14 protein-coding genes are annotated in these 13,080 nt (G+C 65.6%); 6 read left to right on the top strand and 8 right to left on the bottom strand.

All coding sequences use genetic code 11. From position 1 onward, the window contains the following. Nucleotides 1-31: 31 nt before the first annotated feature. The 6 genes from napA to gmk all read right to left on the bottom strand — a co-directional run bounded on the left by napA (nt 32) and on the right by gmk (nt 6,311). Nucleotides 32-2,563, bottom strand: a complete 2,532-nt coding sequence (gene napA / locus EJE94_RS04895; protein ID WP_121240334.1) for a nitrate reductase catalytic subunit NapA — start codon at nt 2,561-2,563, stop codon at nt 32-34. Between the two features lie 51 nt (nt 2,564-2,614). After that, a complete protein-coding gene (locus EJE94_RS04890; protein WP_121240333.1) occupies nt 2,615-2,872 on the bottom strand; it encodes a chaperone NapD in 258 nt (85 codons plus the stop codon). A 164-nt stretch (nt 2,873-3,036) separates the two neighbouring features. Continuing rightward, nucleotides 3,037-3,234, bottom strand: a complete 198-nt coding sequence (locus EJE94_RS04885) for a DUF3460 family protein (RefSeq protein ID WP_121240332.1) — start codon at nt 3,232-3,234, stop codon at nt 3,037-3,039. A 15-nt stretch (nt 3,235-3,249) separates the two neighbouring features. Next, nucleotides 3,250-5,388 (bottom strand): RelA/SpoT family protein, encoded by a 2,139-nt coding sequence (locus EJE94_RS04880; RefSeq protein ID WP_121240648.1) that lies wholly within the window; start codon nt 5,386-5,388, stop codon nt 3,250-3,252. Between the two features lie 85 nt (nt 5,389-5,473). Further along, nucleotides 5,474-5,680, bottom strand: a complete 207-nt coding sequence (gene rpoZ / locus EJE94_RS04875) for a DNA-directed RNA polymerase subunit omega (protein ID WP_121240331.1) — start codon at nt 5,678-5,680, stop codon at nt 5,474-5,476. A 19-nt stretch (nt 5,681-5,699) separates the two neighbouring features. Beyond that, complete coding sequence (gene gmk, locus EJE94_RS04870) at nt 5,700-6,311, bottom strand: guanylate kinase (protein ID WP_121240330.1); 612 nt, start codon at nt 6,309-6,311, stop codon at nt 5,700-5,702. A gap of 112 nt (nt 6,312-6,423) precedes the next feature. On the opposite strand from gmk, the gene EJE94_RS04865 reads away from it, so the two are divergent. Then, nucleotides 6,424-7,086: an outer membrane beta-barrel protein gene (locus EJE94_RS04865; RefSeq protein ID WP_165904761.1), complete on the top strand. Its 663-nt coding sequence runs from the start codon at nt 6,424-6,426 to the stop codon at nt 7,084-7,086. 51 nt (nt 7,087-7,137) lie between these two features. On the opposite strand, the gene EJE94_RS04860 is transcribed toward EJE94_RS04865, so the two are convergent. Beyond that, on the bottom strand, nt 7,138-8,004 hold the full coding sequence (locus EJE94_RS04860; protein WP_121240328.1) for a YicC/YloC family endoribonuclease: 867 nt from the start codon (nt 8,002-8,004) through the stop codon (nt 7,138-7,140). A gap of 95 nt (nt 8,005-8,099) precedes the next feature. Here EJE94_RS04860 and EJE94_RS04855 point away from each other — a divergent pair, with 95 nt between their 5' ends. Genes EJE94_RS04855 through hemW form a run of 5 tightly spaced genes read left to right on the top strand, consistent with a single transcriptional unit; the run spans nt 8,100 to nt 12,401 of the window. Next, entirely contained in the window at nt 8,100-9,044 is a 945-nt protein-coding gene (locus EJE94_RS04855) for a serine/threonine protein kinase (protein WP_121240327.1), read from the top strand. Further along, complete coding sequence (locus EJE94_RS04850) at nt 9,041-9,958, top strand: PP2C family protein-serine/threonine phosphatase (protein ID WP_121240326.1); 918 nt, start codon at nt 9,041-9,043, stop codon at nt 9,956-9,958. The genes EJE94_RS04855 and EJE94_RS04850 overlap by 4 nt, the downstream gene beginning before the upstream one ends. 12 nt (nt 9,959-9,970) lie before the next feature. Further along, nucleotides 9,971-10,687: a ribonuclease PH gene (gene rph / locus EJE94_RS04845; protein WP_121240325.1), complete on the top strand. Its 717-nt coding sequence runs from the start codon at nt 9,971-9,973 to the stop codon at nt 10,685-10,687. Next, nucleotides 10,684-11,274, top strand: coding sequence for an RdgB/HAM1 family non-canonical purine NTP pyrophosphatase (gene rdgB / locus EJE94_RS04840; RefSeq protein ID WP_121240324.1), 591 nt, complete (start codon nt 10,684-10,686; stop codon nt 11,272-11,274). The genes rph and rdgB overlap by 4 nt, the downstream gene beginning before the upstream one ends. Then, nucleotides 11,274-12,401 (top strand): radical SAM family heme chaperone HemW, encoded by a 1,128-nt coding sequence (gene hemW, locus EJE94_RS04835; RefSeq protein WP_121240323.1) that lies wholly within the window; start codon nt 11,274-11,276, stop codon nt 12,399-12,401. Before rdgB ends, hemW begins: the two co-directional genes overlap by 1 nt. On the opposite strand, the gene trmB is transcribed toward hemW, so the two are convergent. Continuing rightward, nucleotides 12,364-13,074: a tRNA (guanosine(46)-N7)-methyltransferase TrmB gene (trmB, locus tag EJE94_RS04830; protein WP_121240322.1), complete on the bottom strand. Its 711-nt coding sequence runs from the start codon at nt 13,072-13,074 to the stop codon at nt 12,364-12,366. The two genes, hemW and trmB, sit on opposite strands and share 38 nt — an antisense overlap. Nucleotides 13,075-13,080: the final 6 nt, after the last annotated feature.

Raw genomic sequence — 13,080 nt, 5'->3', positions numbered from 1 at the left:
GCGTTATCCCCTGATCTCTATGGTTGCGAACTCAGACCTTGGTCACTTTGCACGCGCACTTCTTGAAGTCGGTCTCTTTCGAGATCGGACAGGTCGCGTCGAGCGTGAGCTTGTTGACCAGGCGGTGCTCGTCGAAGAAGGGCACGAACACCAGGCCCAGCGGCGGCTTGTTGCGGCCGCGCGTCTCGACCTTGGTGGTGATCTCGCCACGTCTCGAGGCCACTTTCACCGTGTCGCCGCGCTGCAGGCCGCGCTTCTTCGCGTCTTCCGGATGCATGTAGATCCAGGCGTCCGGCATGGCACGGTAGAGCTCGGGCACGCGCCGCGTCATGGTGCCGGTGTGCCAGTGCTCGAGCACGCGGCCGGTGCACAGCCACAGGTCGAACTCGTTGTCCGGTTGCTCGGCCGCCGGCTGGTAGGGCAGGGCGAAGACGATGGCCTTGCCGTCGGGATAACCGTAGAAGCGCACGCCCTCGCCCTTCTTGACGTAGGGATCGTAACCTTCGCGGAAGCGCCACAGCGTTTCCTTGCCGTCGACCACCGGCCAGCGCAGGCCGCGCGCCTTGTGGTAGGTGTCGAAGTCGGCGAGGTCGTGGGCATGGCCGCGGCCGAACTGCGCGTACTCCTCGAACAGTCCCTTCTGCAGGTAGAAGCCGAGCTGCTTGGATTCCTCGTTCTCGAAGCCCGCGTACATTTCCTTGGCCGGATACTTGTTCACCACGCCGTTGCCGTAGAGCACGTCGTAGAGCGTCTTGCCCTTGAGCTCGGGCTTCTTGGCGATCAGCTCCGCCGGCCATACATCCTCGACCTTGAATCGCTTCGAGAACTCGATGTATTGCCACAGATCGGACTTGGCCTCGCCCGAGGCCTTGACCTGCTGCCGCCAGAACTGGGTGCGGCGCTCGGCGTTGCCGAAGGCGCCTTCCTTCTCCATCCACATCGCCGAGGGCAGGATCAGGTCCGCGGCCAGCGCGGTAACCGTCGGGTAGGCGTCGGAGACGACGATGAAGTTCTTCGGGTTGCGGAAGCCCGGCCAGGTCTCGCCGTTGATGTTCGGCCCGGCCTGCATGTTGTTGGTGGTGGTGGTCCAGTAGAAGTTGAGGATGCCGTCCTTCAACTGGCGGCTCTGCGCCACGGCGTGGGCGCCGATCCAGTCGGGAATCGTGCCCTCGGGCAGTTGCCAGATCTTCTCGGCGGCCTCGCGGTGCTTGGGATTCATCACCACCATGTCGGCCGGCAGGCGGTGGGCGAAGGTGCCGACCTCGCGCGCCGTGCCGCAGGCCGAGGGCTGGCCGGTCAGCGAGAACGGCCCGTTGCCCGGCTCGGAGATCTTGCCCACCAGCAGGTGCACGTTGTAGATCATGTTGTTGACCCAGGTGCCGCGCGTGTGCTGGTTGAAGCCCATGGTCCAGTACGAGGTGACCTTGGTCTTCGGATCGGCGTAGGCCTTGGCCAGCGCCTCGAGCTTGTCCTTGGGCACGCCGGAGATCTCGTGGGTCTTGTCGAGGGTGTATTCGGCGACGAAGGCCTTGAACTCGTCGAAGGTAATCGGCGAGGAGTTGTTCGGATTGCCCTTGGGCTTGCCGTCGGCGCCGGGGTAGCCGTTGTTGTTGGCGACCTGCTCCAGCGGATGATTCGGGCGCAGGCCGTAGCCGATGTCGGTGACGCCCTTGGCGAACTTGACGTGCTTGGCGACGAAGTCCTGGTTCACCGCGTTGTTCTGGATGATGTAGTTGCAGATGTAGTTGAGGATCGCCAGGTCGGACTGCGGCTTGAAGATCAGCTCGTTGTCGGCCAGTTCGCAGGAACGGTGAGTGAAGGTCGACAGCACGTGCAGCTTGACGTGCTTGGCCGTGAGGCGACGGTCGGTGATGCGCGACCACAGGATCGGGTGCATCTCGGCCATGTTCGAGCCCCACAGCACGAAGGCGTCGGCGTGCTCGGCGTCGTCGTAGCAGCCCATCGGCTCGTCGATGCCGAACGTGCGCATGAAACCGGCGACGGCCGAGGCCATGCAATGGCGCGCATTGGGGTCGAGGTTGTTGGAGCGGAAGCCCGCCTTCATGAGCTTGGCGCCGGCATAGCCCTCGAAAATGGTCCACTGGCCCGAGCCGAACATGCCGATGTGGCGCGGCCCCTGGGCGACGCCCTTCTCCTTGTAGATGGCCTTGACCTTCTCTTCCATGATGTCGAAGGCCTGCTTCCACGTGATGGGCTTGAACTCGCCTTCCTTGTCGTACTTGCCGCCCTTCATGCGCAGCAGCGGCGTGGTCAGGCGGTCCTTGCCGTACATGATCTTGGAGAGGAAGTAGCCCTTGATGCAGTTGAGGCCCTTGTTCACGGGCGCGTCGGGGTCACCCTGGGTCGCCACCACGCGACCGTCCCGGGTGCCGACCAGCACGCCGCAGCCGGTGCCGCAGTACCGGCAGACACCCTTGTCCCAGCGGATTCCGTCGGCCGTGCTCTGCGCCAGCGCCTGGGCCCCGGGAACGGACATGCCGGCGACGCCCGCTGCCGCCGCAACCGCATTGGACTTGATGAATTCACGACGCGTCAGTTTCATTTGGAATCTCCTAATGTAGTTGCGGCATGCACGCTGTTGGTGAGGCAAGCCTCAGGCCAGCTGGATTTCGGCTTCGGGTTCGGCTTCGGTCTGGTGATAGACCATGGAGGTCGACATGACGTGGTCCATCTGGCTGATGGCCTCGAAGATGTCGGCGGTTTCCCGGTCGCCCGGGCTTTCGATGGTGATGATCAGCTTGCCCTCGGCGGAGACCGCATGGATCTCGACGCCGGCGATGGCGGCTAGCGCACTCTGCACCTCCGCGGCATGGCCGGGACGGGCATGGACAATCGCGCTGGAAATGTTCACGGCAGGATGCTCCTTCTCCCTGTTGCAGTCAGGGATTCGGCCATCCTAGTGAATCAGGCGGCGTAACTTATTGACACGAGTCAACTAATTGAAATGTCGAGCAGTCTGCTCAACTAAAGGCATGGCCCGGTTCCCCGGGGCGGGGAAGCCACCGGGGGATTCAGTCAATTCGCGTCGTAATAGTAGGGCTTCTGCGGCACCTGCGCCTCGGCGGCGCGGCGCTGCGCGTCGGGCGACTGCGCCGGCTTGTCCCACCAGAGGGCGCGGCCCGCCTTCTGCTCCACCAACTCCTGCGGGTGCTGCGCCAGCCACTCGCGCATCCATTTCGTGTGGTCGGATTCGTAGCTTCGATCGAGTGCCATGCATTTCTCTCCTTTTCAATCCTTGGGCTTTTCCTTGCAGCGCATGATACGCACGACTTCGGGCACGCGCCGCAGATTGCGCAGGATGCGCGCCAGATGCTGGCGGTCGCTCACCTGCAGGGTGAAAGTCAGCGTCGTCGTGTCGCCGCTTTCCTGATCCATGGAGACATTGACGATGTTGGACTGCTCCTCGGCGATCGCCGCGGCCAGCTTGGCCAGCACGCCGCGCTGGTTGGCGACGAAAACGCGGATCACCACCTCGAAGGGGCGGGAGATGCCCGGCTCCCAGTCGACATCCACCCAGTCGCCGCGCTGCTTAATGATCACCGGGCAGTCGTGGGTATGCACGACGAGGCCCTGCCCCTTGCGGATGACCCCGACGATGGGGTCGCCCGGGATCGGCCGGCAACAGGCGGCGAGCTGGACGGCGACGCCCTCGGTGCCGCGGATGAGAATGGCGCCGCGCCTGCTCTCTTCGCTGGCGCCGGCGCCAGCCGCGCTCCCCTCGAGCAGGTGGCGCGCGATGATCGCGGGCAGCCGCTTGCCCAGGCCGATGTCGGTGAGCACTTCGGATTTGGATTTGCCGCCGCAGCTGCGCAGGAAGCGTTCCCAGTCGAGCGCGGCGATCATCGCCGGATCGACGCCGAGTCCGCGCAGCGCCTGCCCCAGAAGACGCTCGCCCAGGGTCGCCGACTCCTCGTTGTGCTGGGTCTTGAGGAAGCGGCGGATCTCGGCGCGCGCCCGGCCGGTGCGGACATAGCCGAGCCAGGCCGGATTCGGCCGCGCGTGCGGCGCGGTGACGATCTCGACGCGATCGCCGTTCCTGAGCTCGGTACGCAAGGGCATCGATTCGAAATTGATCTGGCAGGCGACGCAGCGGTTGCCGACGTCACTGTGCACCGCGTAGGCGAAGTCGACCGGCGTGGCTCCCCGCGGCAGCGCGAGGATCTTGCCGCGCGGGGTGAAGACATAGACGTCGCTGGGAAACAGGTCGAACTTCACGTGCTCGAGGAATTCGGCGGTGTCGTTCGACGCCGACTGCAGGTCGAGCAGCGACTGCAGCCACTTGTGCGTCTTGCGCTGCAACTCGGGCAGCGACTGCGTGTCCTTGTAGAGCCAGTGCGAGGCGACGCCGGCCTGGGCGACGTGGTGCATCTCCGTGGTACGAATCTGCACCTCAACCGGCGTGCCGTAGGGGCCGATCAGGGCCGTGTGCAGGGACTGGTAGTCGTTGGCCTTGGGAATGGCGATGTAGTCCTTGAACTTGCCGGGTATCGGCTGGTAGAGGCCGTGCAGCGCGCCCAGCGCCAGGTAGCAGCTCGGCACGTCCTTGACGATGATGCGGAAGCCGTAGATGTCGAGCACCTGCGAGAACGAGAGATGCTTGTCGCGCATCTTGCGGTAGATGCTGTAGAGGTGCTTCTCGCGGCCCTGCACCTGCGCTTCGACGCCACACTCCGGCAGGCGCCTCTCGATGGCGTGGAGAATCTTGCTCACCACCTCGCGGCGGTTGCCGCGCGCGGCCTTGACCGCCTTGGCCAGCACCTGGTAGCGCAGCGGATGCATGTGGCGGAAGGACAGCTCCTGCAGCTCGCGGCAGAGCGGGTTGAGGCCGAGACGGTTGGCGATCGGCGCATATATTTCCAGCGTTTCGCGCGCGATGCGGCGGCGCTTGTCCGGTCGCACCGCGTCGAGGGTGTGCATGTTGTGCAGGCGGTCGGCCAGCTTGATGAGGATGACGCGCACGTCGCGCGCCATCGCCAGCAGCATCTTGCGGTAGTTCTCGGCCTGCGCTTCCTCGTAGGACTGGTGCTCGAGCCGGTCGAGCTTGGAGACGCCGTCGACGAGTTCCGCCGTGGTCTTGCCGAAGCGCTCGGCGATCTCCGCCTTGCTGATCGCGGTGTCCTCGACCACGTCGTGCAGCAGCGCGGCGCAGAGCGCCTGGGTGTCGAGGTGCCAGCCGGCCAGGGTCTCGGCCACGGCCAGCGGATGCGAGACATAGGGGTGGCCGCTGCTGCGGAACTGGCCGCGGTGGGCGTCGGCCGAAAACTGGTAAGCCGCGCAAACGCGCTCGAGATCGTCTTCCTTGAGGTAGGTGGCGAGCTGGTCGCGGAAGCGCGCGAGATCCTCGGTCAGGTCGACCGGAGGATGCATGTCGTCGGGGATGATCGGCGGCTCGTCGACAGGCAGAGCGGAGGATGGGAGCGTGGCCGCCATGGTCCCATCCCTAGTTCATGGCTTAGGCCTGGCCGCGGTTCAGGATCTCGAGGCCGACCTTGCCGGCGGCGAGTTCGCGCAGGGCAACGACCGTCGGCTTGTCGCGGCCGGCATCGACCATCGGCGTGCTGCCCATGGCGATCTGGCGGGCGCGACGTGCCGCGACCAGCGTCAGGTCGAAGCGGTTGGGAATACGTTTCAGACAGTCATCAACGGTTATGCGGGCCATGGTTCATCCAGTCAGGAAATCAATCGAGAAAACGGAACATCTCGGGGTGGCGGGCCTTCTGCCGGGCGAAACGCAGGCGCGAAGCCAGCACGGCTGCGCGCAATTCGCTGTGGGCAATCTGCAAGTCGTTGTTGATTATAACAAAATCGAACTCGCCGACGTGGCGCAATTCGCCCAGGGCGGCGGCAACCCGGCGCTGGATCACTTCCTCGCTGTCGAGCCCGCGTTTTTTCAGCCGGTTTTCCAGCTCGGCCATGGACGGCGGCATCACGAAAATGCCGATGGCGTCGTGGAAGCGCTCGCGCACCTGCTGCGCCCCCTGCCAGTCGATCTCGAGCAGCATGTCGTGGCCCGAGCGCATCTGCTCTTCCAGCCAGACGCGCGAGGTGCCGTAGAAATTGCCATGCACCTCGGCCCACTCGAGGAACTCGCCGCGGTCGCGCATGGCGACGAAGGTCCGGACGTCGATGAAATGGTAGGCGACGCCGTCGATCTCGCCGGAGCGCGGCGCCCGCGTCGTATAGGACACGGACTGGCGCACATTGCTGTCGTGGTCGAGCAGCAGTTTGACCAGGGTGGTCTTGCCCGCGCCGGACGGCGCGGTGACGATGAAAAGGCTTCCGGGTGTCATTGTGGCTTCTCTGCAACATCAATAAGTTGGCACACGGAGTTCATGTTGACGTATGCACTCCCGCGTCCTAGACTCGTCGCATAGTATCAATAACTCTCACGGGAGAATCACCATGAAAACCAAAATCGCCGCGGCCGTCGCGCTGGCCTGCCTCAGCTCCGTCGCCCTCGCCCAGTCCAAGCAGGGTACGGATGCGGGCTGGTATGTCGGTGCGCATCTCGGTCAGTCCAGGACCAACTTCAATTCGAGCGACTATAGCCTTACGTTCGCCGGTGTCAGCACCACCAAGGACGATAACGATACGGCCTGGAAGCTTCTGCTCGGCTACAACTTTGACCAAAACTGGGCACTCGAGGGCTTCTACACCGATTTGGGCTCGCCGAAAATGAAATACGCCAGCGCTGGATTGAACGGCGAAGCCACGGTTAAGAACGATTCCTGGGGGCTGGCACTCAAGGGCACGATCCCGGTTCACGCGCAGTGGGACATCTACGGTCGCCTCGGCTGGACCTACAATCGCTCCTCCATGAACACATCCTTTGACCGCGCTCTTCCGTTCTTCGGAGGCACGGATACGCGTAGTGGTTGGAGTGCCGACGAGAGCCGTTCGGACGTGCTTCTCGGCGCAGGCGTCGAATGGAAGCCGCAGAAGAACTGGGGCATCCGCCTCGAGTACGAGAACTATGGCCAGTTCGGCAACACGCTCGACAGCTACAGCAAGACGGGGCGCACGGATGTCGACATGTGGTCGCTCGGCGTGGTCGTCCGCTTCTGATCGGCGGCACACAGAAGCAAAAAGGCGGGCTGCGGCCCGCCTTTTTATTTTCTATTCGAGGTTCTGCACCTGCTCGCGCATCTGCTCGATCAACAGCTTGAGTTCGAGCGCGATCGCAGTGACCTCGGTCGACACCGATTTCGACGCCAGGGTGTTGGCCTCGCGGTTGAGTTCCTGCATCAGGAAATCGAGGCGCTTGCCCACCGCACCGCCCTTCCTGATGACGCGCTCGACCTCGGTCAGGTGAGTCGACAGCCGCGCCAGTTCCTCGGCGACGTCGATGCGCGCCGCGAACAGGCCCATCTCCTGGCGAATCCTTTCCTCTTCCTGCCCGGCCAGCACCTCGCGCAGCTTCGCCGCCAGCCGCGCCTCGTAGTCGGCAATTGCGCGCGGCAGGACGGGACCGACCTCGGCGACATGCGCGCGCATGCGATTCATCCGCTCGAGCAGGACTTCGGCCAGCTTGCCGCCCTCGCGCGCACGACTGGCGAGGAAATCCGCGATCACCACGTCGGCCAGCGCCAGACACTCACCCTGCAGACGCTCCTGGTCGACAGCCTCGTCGGCCAGCACGCCGGGCCAGCGCAGCACCTCGGCCACGGAGAGCGACGCCGCGCCCGGCAGCGCTTCGCGCACCAGGCGCTCCATCGCGGCCAATTGCCCGATCGCAACCCGGTTCGGCGTGCGCTCGCGCGGCGCCGTGGCCTGCGCCAGCAGATTGACGCGGCACTCGAGCTTGCCGCGCGAGACCGCGGCGGCGATCTTCTCGCGCAGCGGCATCTCGAGGAAGCGCACTTCCTCGCCGCAGCGGAAGCCGATATCGAGGAAGCGCGAATTGACGCTCTTCAGTTCGAGGTGGAGCACTGCGTCGCCGAGGTCGCGATGCGCCGCGGCATATCCGGTCATGCTGTAGATCATGTCGTTGGAATTCCGTTTGATGCCATTTGAACGCGCCGCCTTTACAGGCCGGTGCCGAATCAGGACAATCGCGGCAGTATAGTCATCCCCCCGCCATGTCGCCACCGCAGGCCAACCAGCCGCTGCCCCCCGGTCACCAACTGGAAAACTACCGCATCGAGCGCCAGCTCTCGATGGGGGGGTTTTCCATCGTCTATCTCGCCTACGACGAGGAAGACACGCCGGTGGCGATCAAGGAATACCTGCCGAACTCGCTGGCGCTGCGCAGCGCCGGCGACGTGCTGCCGACGATTTCCGAGGAGCACCGCGCCACCTTCCGCCACGGCATGAAGTGCTTCTTCGAGGAGGGCCGCGCTCTGGCCCATCTCAGCCATCCCAACGTCGTGCGCGTGCTCAACTTCTTCCGCGCCAACGAGACCGTCTACATGGTGATGCAGTACGAGCGCGGCCGCACGCTGCAGGAGCACATCCAGAAGCACCGGGGCGAGATCAAGGAGACCTTCATCCGCAACGTCTTCGTGCGGCTGCTCAACGGCCTGCGCGAGGTGCATACCCACAAGCTGCTGCACCTCGACATCAAGCCAGCCAACATCTACCTGCGCATCGACGGCAACCCGGTGCTGCTCGATTTCGGCGCGGCGCGCCAGGCGCTCGGTGGCGAAGGACCCAATCTCAAGCCGATGTACACGCCGGGCTACGCCGCCCCCGAGCAATACAAGGCGCCGGATCAGCTCGGGCCGTGGACCGATATCTACGCCGTCGGCGCCAGCATGTACGCCTGCCTCGGCGGGACCGTGCCGCAACCTGCCATCGACCGTCTGGAGAAGGATCGCTTCGAACCCGCCGCGAAGAAGTGGGTGGGCAAGTACTCGCCACAACTGCTCGAAACCATCGACTGGTGCCTCGACCTCGACCACCACGAACGCCCCCTCTCGGTCTTTGCGCTGCAGAAGGCGCTTACCGAAAGACAGCCGGCCGTGAATGAATCAACCTGGATCGACACCCTCGGCCAACGCCTGCGGGGACTAATCAAAAAATGAAATTCACCATCTACCAGGAAAGCCGCGTCGGCAAGCGCCGCAACAACCAGGACCGTCTGGCCCATTGCTATTCGCGCGATGCGCTGCTGATGGTCGTCGCCGACGGCATGGGCGGCCACCTGCACGGCGAGGTGGCGGCGCAGATCGCCGTGCAGTACCTGACCGAGGCGTTCCAGCGCGAGGCCAAGCCGCGCCTGACCGATCCCTTCATGTTCCTCGCCGGCAGCCTGCAGAACGCCCACCGCGCGGTGCAGGATTACGCGCTGGCCAAGCGCCTGCCCGAGGCGGAATCGCCGCGCACCACCTGCGTCGCCTGCATCGTTCAGGACAGCGTCGCCTACTGGGCGCACGCCGGCGACTCGCGGCTCTATACGCTGCGCGAGGGCCGCGTACTGGCGAAGACCCGCGATCACTCGACCGTGCAGTCGATGATCGACGAAGGACACATGACAGCGGCCGAAGCGGTGAATCATCCGCTGCGCAACCGCATCTATTCCTGCCTCGGCGGCGTGCAGAACCCGCAACTCGACTTCTCGCGCAAGACCACGCTGCAGGCCGGCGATGTCATCGCCCTGATGAGCGACGGCGTATGGGGCCCGCTGGCGGACCAGCAGATCGTTGCGGCGTTGCACGGCCGCGACGTCAGGCAGGCCGTGCCCAGGCTGCTCGACGAAGCCGAACGCATGGGCGGCACCAACTGCGACAACCTCTCGCTGGTGGCGATGGCCTGGGGCGAGAACTACGGCGAAGAGGTGACGACGTCGGTCGAGACGCAATCGCTGCCCTTCGACGGCCACAGCACGCAAATGCCCGAGTTCGACCACCGCTCGACGCCGCTGCCGGAGCTCAGCGACGACGACATCGAGCGCGCCATCGACGAGATCCGCAACGCCATCAAGAAGCATTCCAAATAGCCAGGAGAACCCATGAGTCGTCCCAGCGGGCGCAAGTCCGAAGAAGCCAGAACGGTCAGCATCACGCGCGACTACACCATGCACGCCGAAGGCAGCGTGCTGATCGAGATCGGCAACACCAAGGTGCTATGCACCGCCAGCGTCGAAGACACCGTGCCGGGCTTCCTCAGGGGCAAGGGGCAGGGTTGGATCACGGCGGAGTACGGCATGCTGCCGCGCTCGACCCACACCCGCACCGCGCGCGAGGCGGCCAAGGGCAAGCAGTCGGGGCGCACGCAGGAGATCCAGCGCCTGATCGGCCGTTCCCTGCGCGCGATCACCGACCTCAAGGCGCTGGGCGAGCGTCAGGTCACCCTCGATTGCGACGTGCTGCAGGCCGACGGCGGCACCCGTTGCGCCTCGATCACCGGCGCCTGCGTCGCGCTGCACGACGCCATGAACAAGCTCGTCGCCGCCGGCAAGCTGCCCGCCAGCCCGCTCAAGGACTTCGTCGCCGCCGTCTCGGTCGGCATCGTCGAAGGCGTGCCGGTGCTCGACCTCGACTACGCCGAGGACTCGAGCTGCGACACCGACATGAACGTGGTGATGACCGGCAGCGGCGGCATCGTCGAGGTGCAGGGCACAGCCGAGGGCGAGCCCTTCTCTCGCGGCGAACTCGATGCGCTGCTGGCGCTGGCCCAGGCCGGCATCGCCGACCTCGTCACCAAACAGAAGGCGGCGCTCAAATGAAGAAGATCGTCCTCGCCTCCGGCAACCCCGGCAAGCTGCGTGAATTCGCCGAAATGCTCGCCACCGTGGACTTCGAGGTCATCCCGCAGTCCCAGTTCAACGTGCCCGAAGCCGACGAGCCGCACTTCACCTTCGTCGAGAACGCGCTGGCCAAGGCGCGCCACGCCGCGCGGCTCACCGGCATGCCCGCACTGGCCGACGATTCGGGCATCTGCGTCGAGGCGCTCGGCGGCGAACCCGGCGTGCATTCGGCGCGCTACGCCGGCGAACCGAAGTCGGACGAGCGCAACAACCAGAAGGTGATCGCCGACCTGCAGGGCAAGACGGATCGCCGCGCCCACTACGTCGCCGTGCTGGTGTTCGTGCGCCATGCCGACGACCCGCAACCGCTGATCGTCGAGGGCGAATGGCACGGCGAGATCGTCGACGTCCCGCGCGGCGCCAACGGCTTCGGCTACGACCCCTACTTCCTCGTGCCCGACCTCGGCCGCACCGCGGCGGAAATCACTTCCGAGGAAAAGCACGCGCGCTCGCACCGCGGCAAGGCGCTGCGCGAGCTGGTGGAGAAACTGAAGTCACGGCGCTGATGGCCTTGCCGCGGTCGCTGTATGTGCACTTCCCGTGGTGCGTCAGGAAGTGTCCCTACTGCGACTTCAATTCTCATGAAGCCCGCGGCGGCATCCCCGAGGACGACTATCTCGCCGCGCTGATCGCCGATCTCGACGCGACGCTGCCACTGCTCGACGAGCGCAGCTTCGTCAGCGTGTTCTTCGGCGGCGGCACGCCGAGCCTGATGGCGCCGGAGACCGTCGCGACACTGCTGGCGGCGTGCGGTCAGCGCGGACTCCTGCCGGACGATGCCGAGATCACGCTCGAGGCCAATCCCGGCACGGTGGAGGCGGCGAAATTCGCCGGCTTTCGCGCCGCCGGCGTCAATCGCTTGTCATTGGGCATCCAGAGCTTCGACGACACCAGGCTCAAAGCGCTCGGCCGCATCCATTCCGCCGCCGAGGCGCGCCGGGCCGCCGAATTGGCGCTTTCGCATTTCGCCAACGTCAATCTCGACCTGATGTACGCGCTGCCGCAGCAGACGCTCGAGGATGCAAAGCGCGACATCGAGGCTGCGATCGCGCTCGGCCCCTCGCACATCAGCGCCTACCACCTCACGCTCGAGCCCAACACGCCCTTCCACCACGCGCCGCCGCCGCTGCCCGACGACGACCTCGCCGCCGACATGCAGGAGTTGGTGGAAGAGCGCCTCGCCGCCGCCGGCTACGAACATTACGAGACTTCGGCATTCGCCCGCCCCGGCATGCGCTGCCGCCACAACCTCAACTACTGGGAATTCGGCGACTACCTCGGCATCGGCGCTGGCGCGCATTCGAAGCTCAGTGGCGCGGGCGCCATCCGGCGCGATGCGCGGCCGCGCGGGCCGAAGGACTATCTCGCCGATCCGCTTTCCCGCCGCTGGCAGGAGGTGTCCGCCGCCGACCTGCCGGGCGAATTCATGATGAACGCCCTGCGCCTCGCCAACGGCTTCGCACCGGCGCTGTTCGGGCAGCGTACCGGCCTGCCGTTCGCCGCCATCGAAAACTCGGTGCTGGCGGCACGGCGCGACGGTCTGCTCGAGGTGACCGAAGGCCGCATCCGGCCCACCGCGCGGGGCCGGCGTTACCTCAACCGCCTGCTGGGGACTTTTCTGGCCGACGCCTGAAGACGACGTCCCAGACCCCGTGACCGAGGCGCAGGCCGCGCGCCTCGAACTTGGTCTGCGGCCGGTAGTCGGGACGCGGCGCGAAATCCGCCGCGGTATTCGCCAGCAGCGGCTCGCCGGACAGCACCTCGAGCATCTGCCGGGCGTATTCCTCCCAGTCTGTGGCGCAGTGCAGGTAGCCGCCGGGCGCGAGACGCGAGGCGAGCAGACTGACCACGGGCGGCTGGAGCAGCCGGCGCTTGTGGTGGCGCTTCTTCGGCCACGGGTCGGGAAAGAAGACATGGATGCCCGCGAGCGTGTCCGGCGCGATCATGTCGCGCACGACTTCGACGGCGTCATGCTGCACCACGCGCAGGTTGGTGAGCCCGCGCGTGGCGATTTCCTTGAGCAGGCTGCCCACGCCGGGCGTATGCACTTCGATGCCGAGGTAGTCGTTCTCGGGATGGGCGGCGGCGATGGTCGCGGTCGTCTCGCCCATGCCGCAGCCGATTTCGAGGATTCGCGGTGCCGCCCGGCCGAAGACACCGGCAAGATCGAGCGGCGCAGCCGAATACGGCACGCCCCACTTCGGCATGCCTTCGTCGTGATGGCGTGACTGGGCGGCTGACACCCGCCCCTGGCGCAGCACGAAGCTGCGGATGTGGTCGCGACGGGGCGGGGACTGATCGGTCATGGGGTC

The sequence above is a fragment of the Sulfurisoma sediminicola genome (assembly GCF_003865015.1).
Classification (GTDB): Bacteria; Pseudomonadota; Gammaproteobacteria; order Burkholderiales; family Rhodocyclaceae; genus Sulfurisoma; species Sulfurisoma sediminicola.
The sequence above is the reverse complement of the archived record's forward strand: the minus strand, read 5'-3'. Positions and strand labels throughout refer to the sequence as shown.

Coding starts and splice junctions, on each gene's coding strand:
- EJE94_RS04860 (WP_121240328.1), bottom strand. CDS start 8,004: ATGATCTACAGCATGACCGGATATGCCGCGGCGCATCGCGACCTCGGC.
- EJE94_RS04865 (WP_165904761.1), top strand. CDS start 6,424: ATGAAAACCAAAATCGCCGCGGCCGTCGCGCTGGCCTGCCTCAGCTCC.
- hemW (WP_121240323.1), top strand. CDS start 11,274: ATGGCCTTGCCGCGGTCGCTGTATGTGCACTTCCCGTGGTGCGTCAGG.
- gmk (WP_121240330.1), bottom strand. CDS start 6,311: ATGACACCCGGAAGCCTTTTCATCGTCACCGCGCCGTCCGGCGCGGGC.
- EJE94_RS04885 (WP_121240332.1), bottom strand. CDS start 3,234: ATGGCACTCGATCGAAGCTACGAATCCGACCACACGAAATGGATGCGC.
- trmB (WP_121240322.1), bottom strand. CDS start 13,074: ATGACCGATCAGTCCCCGCCCCGTCGCGACCACATCCGCAGCTTCGTG.
- napA (WP_121240334.1), bottom strand. CDS start 2,563: ATGAAACTGACGCGTCGTGAATTCATCAAGTCCAATGCGGTTGCGGCG.
- rph (WP_121240325.1), top strand. CDS start 9,971: ATGAGTCGTCCCAGCGGGCGCAAGTCCGAAGAAGCCAGAACGGTCAGC.
- rdgB (WP_121240324.1), top strand. CDS start 10,684: ATGAAGAAGATCGTCCTCGCCTCCGGCAACCCCGGCAAGCTGCGTGAA.
- EJE94_RS04880 (WP_121240648.1), bottom strand. CDS start 5,388: ATGCATCCTCCGGTCGACCTGACCGAGGATCTCGCGCGCTTCCGCGAC.
- rpoZ (WP_121240331.1), bottom strand. CDS start 5,680: ATGGCCCGCATAACCGTTGATGACTGTCTGAAACGTATTCCCAACCGC.
- EJE94_RS04855 (WP_121240327.1), top strand. CDS start 8,100: ATGTCGCCACCGCAGGCCAACCAGCCGCTGCCCCCCGGTCACCAACTG.
- EJE94_RS04850 (WP_121240326.1), top strand. CDS start 9,041: ATGAAATTCACCATCTACCAGGAAAGCCGCGTCGGCAAGCGCCGCAAC.